The following is a 12,774-nucleotide window of genomic DNA, read 5'->3' on the forward strand; positions in this document are numbered from 1 at the left end:
ACCATGTGTAGCGATCGCCATGTCTGTTCGTCCTTATATTCCGGATTTCCTCCGTCTGCCGATCTCTGCGAATTCTTCATCTACCCACTCTCCCCAATGTTTCAACTTTGCTGATCCCATCACTAATCACGTAAAGAGGTAATCATTAAATGATAGTCACCCCCAACTTAATCGCTCAATTTAGTAATGGAGCCTCTCAGATTATCCAGAATGGTCGTACCGGACAAATTGCGATCGCAGAAGCCATGAATGAGCTCTGGAGTGAAGTCCTCGGAGGTGGGTTGTATGCTGTGATCGCTACACTGGGGGTGTTTTTTGCCGTGGGAAGCTTAGTTCTATTCATGACTCAATGGGCAAAAGCTTTAATAGAATACGATGAGCCAATTATGTGGTCTGAGATCATCTGGCCCTTATTAGTCGCGGTTTTGTTAGCGAATGATGGAGCAATGTTAGCCAATGGCACCCAAGGACTCAGAAGTGTAATCAACAATACCTCTAATTCACTACTGCAAAACACATCTGCCAGAATTTCTTTGCAAGAATCCTACCAAATTGTAACAGAAAATATTGGGGCAAAGGCGGTTATTGATTCCTTGGTTTCTCAATGTGATTCTATCGTCGATGTTCAACAACAGGTGGATTGTTTAACAAATGCAGAGCAACAAGCACAGGAGTTTTCTAGAACATTACAACCCTCATCTCAGGCATTGCTCTCTCAAATTGGTTCATTGCTGAATCCTCTGAATGTTACTGAACGAGTCGGCTTTGCGTTACAAACCGCAGTAACGGGTTGGTTAATGTCGATTGGTATGGCATTTCAGTGGGTAGCAGAAGTTTCCATGTTGCTAACCGGACTATTAGGACCATTAGCGGTTGGTGCCACATTATTACCTGTGGGAGCTAAGGCAATTTACGCTTGGTTAATTAGCTTTTTCTCCATCGGTTTAGTGAAAATATGCTACAACATTATTGTTGGGTTAGTCGCCACATTAATTGTTAATGCTGAGAGTTATAACCCATTAGTTTTTGCGTTTGTCGCTGGATTAATTGCCCCCATCCTAGCGTTAGTATTAGCCGCTGGAGGAGGTCTAGCTATTTTTAATAGCTTAAACTCCTTCAGTGCTTTTGTATTAGGAGGCTTGAAATAAATGGACAGCACGACTAGTTCTCCTCAGAATAAGCTAAAATTTCTCCAAAGAGGTAAGAAGAGTACTTGGTTATCCAGTTTCAATGTGACGGATAGTCTGGGGATTATCTTAATCAGCAACTTTGCTTACAATACCTTAATTCTGTTTTTCTTAGCCCTGTTGTATGGCGCTCAAGCCAGGCTAGCTAATAAGCCAGCTCCTTCCTTGGTGCAATTGAATACTGGTGAAACCACTGCTGTAGAAGCCATTGGGAATAAAGAACGGACAGCAGAGGTAATTAAAGCATTTACCATTAAAACCATGAGTGACCTGTTTACTTGGACAGGGCGATTACCTGGAAAAGATGGCGTTCCCTTTTCTAACTTAGACTCTGATCCAGGAGTAGAAATTAATGGCAAAGGTAGGCGTCGAGGTAAAATATCTACTCAAGCCTGGAAAGCTAGCTTTGCCTTAGCCGATGATTTTCGTGATCCGTTTCTCTTAAAGTTAGTAGACTTAACGCCATCCAACGTATTTAAGGGCAAAACACAATTTGCTTTTGTCCCCCAATTTGTCAGAGAACCTATTAAAATAAAAGAAGGGGAATGGACAATCGATTTGGTTGGCACGTTAACCGTTCTAGATACTACCAATAATTTGCCTAGCTATATTCCCTTCAACAAACAGATTCATGTACGGGCAGTGGAGCCTCCTAAGTATTCACCAGGTATGGCAGAGGATAGTCTACCTCCAATTATTGCTAAAGCTAGAGAAAAAGGTTTGGAGGTGGTCAGTATCAAAGATTTAGACTCGAAATAAACCTGAATCATGAGTCGAATAGTCTTGATTACAAGAGTCCAATAATCCAGGTATTCGTCGGTGTTAATACATCCGTGTTGTGCGACTATTACATCAACTGGAATAATTACAGCAACTGGGAGAAATTATGAAGCTATCAGATCTCAAAGACTTTGATGTCCAAAGTCTCGAACATAAATCTGAAGAAGAAATGAGTAAAAAAACTCTGATTCAGCAGAACAATGGTGCAGAGAATACCGCCCCGACATGGACAGAAGAATCATTAGCTGAGTTGCTAAAATTTGATACTAGTTATGACCAAGAACAAAATCCTAGCACTCAGGGGGTAATACCATCGACTGATGGTACCGCTGATTTAGATCCAGACTTAAATGTTACCCAACAGGAATTCGCAAAATCCGGTTGGGCAAAAGGTGCTTCCGTTGGTGCAGTAACTGGGTCAATTGCTGTAGTCGCTGGATTAGTTTTTACAGGAATGACCTCCTTGTCTTCTAAGAAGAAATTGGTCGAAAAAGTTACTCCGATTCCCACCAGTGTTGAGAAGGAATCGGAAAACGCGACCGATTCTGAAATCGGACGACTTAAGACTGAATTAGCCCTAGCCAAGCAACAAAAACAGATCCAAGCCATTCAAGACAAAAAAAGACCAAAAACAACTATAGAGCTTGCCAAGTCAGAAGAACCCCCATCCCCATCACCGAAAACACCTCCACCACCTCGTCCTAGGCCAGCAGTGCGTTCAGCACCACCCCCTCCTGTGGTAAGAGCATCAACCCGTCCAGCACCCCGTCCAGTGCGGCAACCGGTGGTAATTCGTCAAGCTCCGCGACCCCGTCCAGTGCAGCAACCAGTAGTAATTCGTCAAGCTCCCCCACCCCGTCCAGTGCGCACAGCACCAGTGCGGACAGCACCAACACCACCCCCTGTGGCAAAAGCACCAACACCTCCTCCACCTCCACCAGCCCCAGCAGCAAAGATAGATCCCATGGAGCAATGGCTGGCTTTGAGCCAACTAGGAAGTTATGGTTTGAGTTCTGCCAATACTCCAGAAGCGCCAGAGCAAAATGTAGCGATGATGGAACCAAGCCCACAAACACAACCAGTAGCCCAACGAAACAATGGGATCAGGGGACGCTCTACTATTGCTAATACATACTCAATTCCAGCTGTACAGAGAGTTTCCAACTCTCCCAATCCTCCCCAACCCCTCAATGGATCTCCCGTTATTTTTGCTGATCAAGTTGCTATCTCAGAAGAAGCCAGTATTTTAGCTGGCAGAGCCATCAGACGGAAGCTATTTTCCTTTGGTCAAGAAGCAGCTGGGGAATTAGTGACACCAATTGTTTGGACAAAGTCGAACCTATCTCGAAATTCTCAACAACCAAATTTGGATGAACGATTTGTGGTAAGTCTGAGTGAGCCTTTAGTGGATGAAGATAACCAAGTTTTGCTCAAAGCTGGTAGCAAAATTGTTTTTCGGTGTGACATGGTTGATGATAGTGGACTAGTGAATAGTGATGCGATCGGATTAATCATCGATGACCAAGAATATCAGTTACCCCCAGGAGTAATTAGTCTCAGAGGAGATAAAGGCAATCCCATGGTCGCAAATGTCTGGGATCGGGGTTCTGATGATATCGCCAGAAATGACATGATCGCCTTCTTGTTTGGTTCTGCTGCCAAAGTCGGAGAAGTACTCAATCAACCTGAACGGAGTCAAATTATCACCTCCAGTGGTTTTGGCTCAAGCCAGTCTAGCACCTTCACTAGTCGAGACCGCAACCTATGGGGAGCAGTGCTTGAGGGAGGGTTTAAACCTCTTGCTCAAGACATTGTAGAGCGTAATGCTTCAGCAACACGCCGACTACAAAATTTGCCCAAATTATGGTACATGGGTGCCGGGAGTTCCGTACAAATTTTTGTCAACACACCCTTTGAGTTGTAGTATAGCGGTTGTCAATTTGGTGAGGCACAAAGTTCCTGGTTTTATGGAACAGGGAATAGGGAATAGGGAATAGGGAATAGGGAATAGGGAATAGGGAATAGGGAATAGGGAATAGGGAATAGGGAATAGGGAATAGAGAACAGGAAAGAGAAACCAACCCCTAACCCCTACCCTAACTATGTACCTCACCTAATTAAAAACTGCTATAAATTTTAACGTTTCAATTTTGAATTTAAGGAGCTTGTAACTAGCCATGACTAATTTTTTTTCAGCCTTGCAAATTCAATTAGGTCAAGAGTTAAAAATTAAACCAGCCAAAACTCAAATTTTTTTACTATTTGCTTTATCTCTTTTTATAGCTAAGCCAGCTTGGGCAGATCCTGGTAATTCAGCTATAGCAGTGAAACGGGTAAGTCTAACCTCTTCTGGGCAATCTTCAGTACCTCAAAATAACCCAATTCCAGTAGCATTGGCTCCAGGATATGGTGTAAATATCAGTTTCATTTCTACTGGGGAAGTGATTGAAAAACTATGGATTGATAATCCCTCATTTGTTGCTGTTGATGTCGATGGTTGCTTAGATAACTTAGTTGCTAAAAAAAACTGTGAGTATAATCAAGCAACTGTAATTCATTTGCGCCGCATTGAAGAACTTGATATTCCTGGTATCCCAAAGACAAATAGCACACTTTTGACAGTAGTTACTCGTTCTATTAATGGTAGGCAGATTTATCTATTTAAAGTGACTCCAGCTGACCGACCTAGCGAAGTAGTCATTGAATTTAATAAACCTACTCCTTCCGTAGATTTTATAGTCGTCGATGCCATAGAGCGGGGGATCTTTCGAGCAACCTTACAAGGACTGTTAGTCAAGGGTTCAGAACTCCATAGAAAGTTAGATAATTTTGTCGTTTTTCTCAAAGACGGTCAGACTATTTCAAATGCCGCCACTCAATCCGGTATTTCTTTGGAATTGGCCGATAAATTGCAAAAAATGGGTCGTCGTCCAACTGTTCCAACAGCCATTTCACAAAGAGATGAACAGAAAGACACCATTGAAGTCCTAACTAAAGAAGTGGTAAACCAGGAGAAAAATAATGAGCAGTAACCATCAGATAAAATCCAATAAAAATAAACCTTGGTGGCAAAAGGATAACCATCGGCGAAAAGCATTTATTCTACTCTATTGGTTCGTCACTGGCTTAGGTCTTTGCTTTGTACTTTCTGGTATTCTTATTGCCTCTGGATTAAGAATGCCAACAGCGGTCGCAACTCTTACTCCTGTTCAAAACAGTAAACTACCAGTCAAAGAAACGAAAATTAAACCCAAGGTAGAAGCACAAGTAAAACCACACGTAAAACCAAATGTAAAACCCAAGGTAGCATTAAATGCTGCAAGTTATCCTCTGCAAGACTATGTGCCAACCACAGCTTGGGAGGGAACTAAACTACCAAATTGGAATCAAGTCACCTTCGGAACTTTTCCCGGTATTTCTCAAGGGGGTTCTTTTCAAGCGTCTTCAGACGTGATTCAAGCCGTAGGTTATGATCCATCAAGGACATGGTTAGCTGGTCAAACACCAGACCAATATATGAAATTAGGAGACTTTCAGCAGATATTTGAGCTACAAAATTTTAGCTTAAATACCATTATGTCCCTAACCGGATTCGACTTAGGAAATTTTTCCTTAGCAGATTTTGGGTTAATGAGCTCCCAAACCTTAGGTAGCTTAGTAGACGCCATCCCTGATTTGGAAAGATATACTATAGAACAGCTGCAACCAGTCTTTGGTTTACTATCCATCAATTTGGCGAGTAGCTTTGACCCAAAAGAAACCTTAGGAGACTTTTTAGCATTCTCACCCCACCTCAGAGACCTTTCCTTTGACACCCTTGACCTATCGGTTTATGGATTAGATTCCCTACCTGGTATTGATGTTGCTCCCCTCGCTGCATTTAAGGATTGGCAGAATACCAATATCGCTCAAGTTCCTGGTTTATCCCAAGTACCATTTTCCCAATTTCCCAATCCGATTCAAGCACAAGGGAGCGCCATTGGTATTTTAGATATCGCCTTTGGCATAGCTGAATCTCAACGCAATAATACCATTTCCGGTAGTGATCAAGAAGGATTTAAAGTTCCCTGTGAAAGTGAATGTGCTCATATCGAATTAGCTGGTCAGCCAAGTATCAAAGGTAAGCAGTGGATTAGTGGTAAATATCAAGAAGTTGAAGGAGGTTCCGGTTTTTTAGGACAAATAAATGATGGGATGGAACCCACTGGTAGACACCCCTTTGGGGATGCCTTTAAGGTAGTAGTTTGGGATACATCAGAAACAGAAGGCTCTGCTGGTACAGCCTTATTTTTCCGCTATTGTGTCCGTAACATGTTTGTGGATTTAGGGTGTACACCCTATTTCATCGGTCCTGTACCATTTCTGTCCTACCAGGAGCAAGACCCGATCTTTTTAGGCTTACTTTAGTCATTAATTTGAAAATTGTTAATTGTTAAGCTGTTCAGCATTTAGATTGGTATACCTAAGTTAATCAAAGGGAACAGCAGATCTGGGAACAGGTAATCACCAATTTAAATGCACATCAGCTTACAGGACTTACTCACATCTTGCACCATTCTCAATAAGCTTGGTTCATGTAGGGTGGGCAGTGCACCAGACAGATAATGAAGCTTGCAAAGCGCGTTGGTAGGCACTGCCCACCCTACGATTAATGACTTCACCTCCTGGGAGGGGTTAGGGGTGGATTCCTCTTCTATCTTCCCTGTTCCCTGTTCCCTGTTCCCTGTTCCCTATTCCCTAAAACCCAGGACTCTGTACCTCACCCAATTGAAAACCGCTATAGTTGTCTTCAATTTTCAATTTTCAAAGAAAAATGAACCAGACTCCAAATTACGTTGTTAGTCTACCTCCGGGATTAATTTACCAGCAACTTACCAAAGAAAATCTTATAGATTTTTCCCAAACTAATCAGGGAATCACCATCACCAGCTGTTTGATAGCTTTGGGTTTGCTAGCTATAATCCCGGATGGCAAGAAAGGTCAATTAGCTACAGGCTATTGGGGAGGTAAAAAGGAGAAAAAAGCTGCTCGTAAAAAAGCTCAGGAACAGATGGCTAATCTTTCCAGAAACTCCGTTGCTCTCTACGTCGGCACTCCCGAAGACATTCAGAAGCGTCAAGAGCAAGAATGGATAAAGCAGGGGAAATTGAAAAAGCAACGGAAACCTGAAGCTTTCAATTGGTTTAAGCCTGCTGCCGAGTCCTTATATCTTCCCGATGCCCAACGCGGGATTGCCGCCATTGGAGCCAGTGGTTCAGGCAAATCCTTTTCAGTCTGTGACCCTCTAATTCGTTCATCCCTTGACCAAGGATTCCCCACAATTATATATGACTTCAAATATCCAGCGCAAGCAAAACGGGCCGTGGGTTATGCTTTAAAAAGAGGCTATAAGGTACATATTTTTGCCCCTGGTTTTCCTGAGTCAGATGTCTGTAATCCCTTGGATTTACTAAAAGATGAAGAAGATGCGATCGCAGCCGGTCAAATCGCCCAAGTCATTAACCGAAATACAGATTTAACTGGCGGAAAAGCCAGTGGTGATAAGTTCTTTGAAGATGCCGGGGATAGTTTAGTCGAAGGAATATTTTTGTTAACCAAGGCAGTTGGTACCTTAGTCGAAAATCAGCGATATTGTGATATAATGACAGCACAGGCAATTTTAAGTTTGCCTGACCTAGTCAGCCGATTGGAATTTGCTTCCCAGGAGAAATTAAATGTCTGGACAACTCGCCCCCTATCCCAAATCATTAGTATCAAAGAAAGTGAGAAAACCGTAGCCGGGATTATTGGAATTGCTCAGCGAACCTTCCAAAAATTCTTGAAAAAAGACTTTATGGGAGCATTTTGTGGAAAAACCACCTTACCTTTAGATTTAGAAGGAAAACAACTCATCGTCTTTGGGTTAGATCGAAATAACCGGGATATTGTCGGACCACTATTGGCAACAATCCTCCATATGGTTATTAACCGGAATGTCTCCCGAATTAAACCTCGAAGAGACCCTCTAGTTGTTTCCCTAGATGAGCTACCAAGTTTGTACTTACCCCAGCTAGTAAACTGGTTAAATGAAAACCGAGAAGATGGGTTTTGTGGTATTCTAGGCTATCAAAACTTAGGACAATTAGAAAATAGGTATGGCAAAGAGCTAACCAGAGCTATTCTAGGAGGTACAGCTACAAAGTTCATCTTTAATCCTCAAGATCCAGACTCCGCTAAAACCTTCTCTGACCTATTAGGAGAGTTTCAAATTCATTTCAAATCCAAATCCAAGAGTAGTGGGACAGGGGGCAGTTCTCACTCTAAATCCGATCAAAAGAACAAGCGACCACTTTTAGAGCCCGCTCAGTTTATTAAATTACCTACTGGTAAAGCAGTCATCATCAATCCCGCTTATCAAAGAGCCAAAGAAAGCTATGTGCCTTTGTTAGAACAAATTGAAATTCCTGAATCTGATCTTAAAGAGCAGGAGTGGTCAGAAAATTTATGGGAGAGTATTCGAGACCATTTAATTAAAGTCAAGAGAGCATCTCACCGAGTTTCTAATCAGCAAAGGGTGCGTCAACTTAAGGAGAGAATGGCATTAGTAGACCAATTATTTCCATTGCCAACAGATGGCGCTAGACAAGCACCAGCATCATTTTCTCCTACCCCAGCACTAATACCAAACTCTGGATCTAGCTCATCCACGGCAACTTCTCATTGGCCTCCACGTCTATCTGATCAAGATGTCTCACCAGACCTCCTCGAAGGAAGTTTTTAATGAATTGCTTTGTTAGAGATTAAAGGTTACAGGTTACAGGTTGCAGGTTACAGGTTGCAGGTTACAGGTTGTAGGTTACAGGTTGTAGGTTACAGCTTACAGGTTGCCATCTGATAACTTTAAAATTGTGTAATTGGAGGAAGCCATGTTTTATAACAATAAAATAAATCCTGTAGAGGATTTAGATAGGGCAACAAATAACTTATCTGATCTACCCTCATTACCCATCGACTATTTTCCTAATGTGATTGAGATTTTTGATCAATATGGATTATTAGCTGGCGTAGTGGTGTCCAAAGGCATACCCTATGAAATGCCTAGGCACAACGATCAGGTCAGTGACTACAATGCTTGGTATTTCGATGGGCAGCTTTGCGTGTTTTATCGAGGAAAAAATATTTTGCTTGATCGCACTCAGAACTTGCAGCACCGAGCAGCAATTTTTGGAGCCTTAGGCTTGGGAGCATTAGGAGTTTAAAACCATGGCAAAAGTAACAATAGTCAGTGAGTCCTATGTATCCTCTTTACAAGGACAATACCAAGGTGTCATTTCCAAATGGTCAAGTGGACTGGCAGCCTTTAGGCAAAAGCAGCAGCAAAAGCAAGAACAAAATCGACAGGGTCAACAACTCAATGGTCAGGTATACAATAGTAATCAAGAGCCTGAAATCCAAATTACCGACGGTGATCAAGTAGTCTATGGTAAAGATGGAGATAGGTTGGTCAATGACTTAAACTCAGACATCATTGGTCAGTTGACTTTAGCCAAAGAGTCATCTGTAGGAGAGATGGTTGGGGTCACCAATAAAAAAGTAGAATTGGATGGAATCGTTATTTTACAAACCAATGATGAAGGTGTTGTAAAGGTTAACGCTTTTGATGAACAACAGCTACAGGGGCAACAACAAAAGGTATATAGTCCAATTCAACCACAAAACCAACCTTTAAAACCCAAAGTCCAACCCGTAAAAGCTAATACTGAAACCAGAGGTGGATTATATTCAGTACGACGGTCAGTGCAGGCTTTAGAGGATACACCACTAAAGCAGTTTTTGCAGTCCCAGGTTAATGAGATGCGTATGCTTCGTAGTGCTCAAAAACAAAAACAAGAAGCTATGCAATCGGAGTTTCTATCTGAATTAATTGAAGCCCGAATGCTTCAATCAAAGCAGCCTAGTTGGTGGGAAAAGGTCGTTTCACCGATTTCAGCAAAAGTAGAAAAATTCAAAAATGCTGTGTCTAATTACCATGAAACATCCCGTCAAAAAGAAGCTGCTGCTACCTTAGTCCGCTTAATCAATTCCCAAGCCTCACCAGGACAAGATACCTATGAATCAGCAGAGTATACGATTCATCGCGAGGATAATTCCTATGCAATGAGGGACAAAAAAGGTAAGGAATTGATCAAGTTTCGCGCTGGTGCTCTAGGGGTCACTGTACAGGGAGAAACCAAACTTAGTGAACAGCAATATCAAGAAATTTCACAGGTAAAAAAGCAATTAGATTGGGGACAGAAACCTGAGGGAAAATTTCGGCAATTAGGAGCGTCTGAGGCTGACTACTTTAGTCGTGTCAAGGCAGTTGCAGATACATTGGTCGAGTATGCCCAATCACAAGGAAATACTGTCCAGGTTGAAGGTAAACTCAACTACAACTGGAGAGCAACTCCCAATGGCGATCTCACAATTGCCGCTAAGGACAGACGAGGAACCATCTTTTCACAGCAGAAAGGACAATTCATGTCCCAGATGACACAACGGGATTTATCCTACTTTGAGCAAGCCTTAAAACCCTTAATGAGCCAAGCGCCACAACGACTAGTTCAGCCCTCTCGATCATCAGTGCAGTCTCTAAAATCTCAAAGCCTAGGTGCTCCTAACCCCTTTGCTCACTCCAGTCTAACAGCACTGGCTTCAAGCAATGGACAGGCTTTTCAACCCCCAGCTAAAACACCTATATCGCAACCGATTAATCTCAAACAGAAATCAAAGGAGCTATCTTTGTAAGGCTTTTTGTTAACTGTTAACCCTCAACAATAAACCACCTGAACTATAGCATTTTTAATTTTATCGAAAGGGAGCATGTCAAATTTGTAATTAGGTACATAGATCCCCCCTAACCCCCCTTAAAAAAGGGGGGAATTAGATTGAAAAGTCCCCCTTATTAAGGGGGATAATGGGGGATCTGAATCAGGGATTAACAAAACTGACATGCACCCTTATCGAAACTTTGGTGACATCACCTATTTGGAAAATGCTATAGTTTAATTTTGACTGAATAACGTTTGATTGAGAATGAATATACCCGAAGTTGGGACATTATTAGAATGCTATAGAGCAGTATCTATAGGAATTCCCTTGATTGAAAGACACAATGTACTTAGGTGGATTTGTCAGAGTCTTACTCACCATGGAGTATTCTTGGTTTACCTCTGGAATTTAGCTAGTCGTGGATTTCAGAAAATTGAGTGGGATGGAAATTCTCAAACCTTAGAAAGTTCAATGGTTAATGTCCTAGAAGAGCGTGAGGCATTTTCACAGGTTGTTGAAGTGTTGAATTTTTGCCAAGCCTATTCTGGTAAAGCCTTATTTATCTTAGAAGATTTACCGTCTTTACTCGATAGTGCTGACAGTGGGCAAACCATAACCATCAGAACCTCATTGTCTAATGTTCTCTACAACTTTGGTCTATCAAGCGATAAGTTTCTAATTCTTTTGGATACGGGGGAGAATGAGTTACCTCGAATTTTAAACTCAATTATTCCTGCTGCCGAATTTCCTTTTCCAGAACCCAAGGAAGTCACGGCATTATTAAAGACTCATTTAGTAGAATATGGTTTGGCTGACCAAGAAACACCTCTAGACGATAGACTAGCTCGGTCTATCGGGGGATTGACCCCGGAAGAAATTCGGATGGCTGTCAAACTGGCGGGGAAAAAAAATAAATACGCTCCCATAGTGTCTTGCCTCTTAAGCGATCGCTCTTCAGAGCGCGCCAAAGGCGAACGCAAGCAATTTCATATAGCAGTCAATAAAGCCCAATCTCAATCAGAGCTAGCCAAGCAATTAATCAATTACAAAATTCACAGACTCAAAGGATTTGGTTTAGAATTCCTCAAACCTGATGTTGGGGAATTTGGGGGATTAGATAAACTGAAACAAGCGTTGGAATGGGTGAAACAAGATTTTTCTGATCAAGCCAGAGCTTATGGAATTCCATTGCCCAAGGGATGGCTATTGATTGGTCCTCCAGGAACAGGAAAAACCTTTGCTGCCAAAGTCTGCGCTCAAACTTTAGGATTTCCTTTAATTAGCATGGGAGTGGATTTAGTAATTGGTAGTAGTCCAACCCATTTAAAACGACTTTTGCGTCGAGTTGAGGCCGCGAGTCCTTGTGTTTTGTTTCTCGATGAACTAGATAAGTTTTTTGATTCCCAAACAAATAACACCAAACAAATTCTAGGAATTCTCTTAACCTGGTTGCAGGAGAAGACAACTCCTACATTTGTGATTGGAACTCTCAACCGATTAGATGCTTTGCCTCCAGAATTAACTCGTGCTGGCAGATTTGACAAACTGTTTTATGTGGGTTTTCCCAAAGAGATTGAGCGGTTTGAGATTTTTAAACTCCATGCTAGCCGATTTGATCCTCGTTATCGGGAGGGAAATGGACCATTAACAGAAAAACAATGGCGTCGATTATTGAGTGCAACACGAAAATGTACTGGAGCAGAAATTCGTGCCATTGTAGAATCAGCAGTGCAGCGAGTCTTCCATCAAGGTCAGAGAACTCCTTTTAAAATTGAATTGGAAAATCTATTAGAGCAGCGAGAAGCAATGACTCCCTTGTATTCTCAGGATACAGAGAGAGTTTTAGCAATGGAAAATCGAGCAGAAGGGGTTTGTAAGCCTTCCTCTTCACCAGATAAATCAATTTTTGCTAGGGAAATAACTACCTTGTGGGGAGAAAGATTAAATGTTGGTTCTTAAGTGATATCATGTCCCGATAATTATCCTTAATACCAATTTTTACAGCACACTATCTCCC

The 12,774-nt window shown here is 41.9% G+C and carries 11 protein-coding genes; 10 read left to right on the forward strand and 1 reads right to left on the reverse strand.

Translation table 11 applies throughout. The features are described from left to right. The first annotated feature begins 149 nt into the window (after positions 1-149). The 3 genes from BJP37_RS04975 (at position 150) to BJP37_RS04985 (ending at position 3,891) form a co-directional block, all read left to right on the forward strand. A complete protein-coding gene (locus BJP37_RS04975; protein ID WP_075896951.1) occupies positions 150-1,148 on the forward strand; it encodes a hypothetical protein in 999 nt (332 codons plus the stop codon). Continuing rightward, complete coding sequence (locus BJP37_RS04980; protein WP_075896953.1) at positions 1,149-1,946, forward strand: hypothetical protein; 798 nt, start codon at positions 1,149-1,151, stop codon at positions 1,944-1,946. 127 nt (positions 1,947-2,073) lie between these two features. Continuing rightward, positions 2,074-3,891, forward strand: a complete 1,818-nt coding sequence (locus BJP37_RS04985) for a hypothetical protein (RefSeq protein WP_075896955.1) — start codon at positions 2,074-2,076, stop codon at positions 3,889-3,891. On the opposite strand, the gene BJP37_RS35675 is transcribed toward BJP37_RS04985, so the two are convergent. Further along, positions 3,869-4,048 carry a hypothetical protein gene (locus tag BJP37_RS35675; protein ID WP_143727474.1) on the reverse strand — a complete coding sequence of 60 codons (180 nt, stop codon included), beginning with the start codon at positions 4,046-4,048 and terminating at the stop codon, positions 3,869-3,871. The genes BJP37_RS04985 and BJP37_RS35675 overlap by 23 nt on opposite strands. Positions 4,049-4,144: 96 nt before the next feature. Between BJP37_RS35675 and BJP37_RS04990 the strand changes: the two genes are divergently transcribed. The 7 genes from BJP37_RS04990 to BJP37_RS05015 all read left to right on the forward strand — a co-directional run bounded on the left by BJP37_RS04990 (position 4,145) and on the right by BJP37_RS05015 (position 12,716). Beyond that, on the forward strand, positions 4,145-4,999 hold the full coding sequence (locus tag BJP37_RS04990) for a hypothetical protein (protein WP_075896957.1): 855 nt from the start codon (positions 4,145-4,147) through the stop codon (positions 4,997-4,999). Then, complete coding sequence (locus BJP37_RS04995; RefSeq protein ID WP_075896959.1) at positions 4,989-6,374, forward strand: hypothetical protein; 1,386 nt, start codon at positions 4,989-4,991, stop codon at positions 6,372-6,374. The genes BJP37_RS04990 and BJP37_RS04995 overlap by 11 nt, the downstream gene beginning before the upstream one ends. 204 nt (positions 6,375-6,578) lie before the next feature. Continuing rightward, entirely contained in the window at positions 6,579-6,809 is a 231-nt protein-coding gene (locus BJP37_RS40760; RefSeq protein ID WP_198953960.1) for a hypothetical protein, read from the forward strand. Further along, positions 6,781-8,727, forward strand: a complete 1,947-nt coding sequence (locus BJP37_RS05000) for a type IV secretory system conjugative DNA transfer family protein (RefSeq protein WP_075896961.1) — start codon at positions 6,781-6,783, stop codon at positions 8,725-8,727. Before BJP37_RS40760 ends, BJP37_RS05000 begins: the two co-directional genes overlap by 29 nt. Positions 8,728-8,872: 145 nt before the next feature. Further along, positions 8,873-9,205: a hypothetical protein gene (locus BJP37_RS05005; protein ID WP_075896963.1), complete on the forward strand. Its 333-nt coding sequence runs from the start codon at positions 8,873-8,875 to the stop codon at positions 9,203-9,205. 4 nt (positions 9,206-9,209) lie between these two features. Further along, positions 9,210-10,733, forward strand: coding sequence for a hypothetical protein (locus tag BJP37_RS05010; protein ID WP_075896965.1), 1,524 nt, complete (start codon positions 9,210-9,212; stop codon positions 10,731-10,733). Between the two features lie 288 nt (positions 10,734-11,021). After that, positions 11,022-12,716, forward strand: coding sequence for an ATP-binding protein (locus BJP37_RS05015; protein ID WP_075896967.1), 1,695 nt, complete (start codon positions 11,022-11,024; stop codon positions 12,714-12,716). Positions 12,717-12,774: the final 58 nt, after the last annotated feature.

Origin of the sequence: Moorena bouillonii PNG (assembly GCF_001942495.1) — a bacterium.
GTDB lineage: Bacteria > Cyanobacteriota > Cyanobacteriia > Cyanobacteriales > Coleofasciculaceae > Moorena > Moorena bouillonii.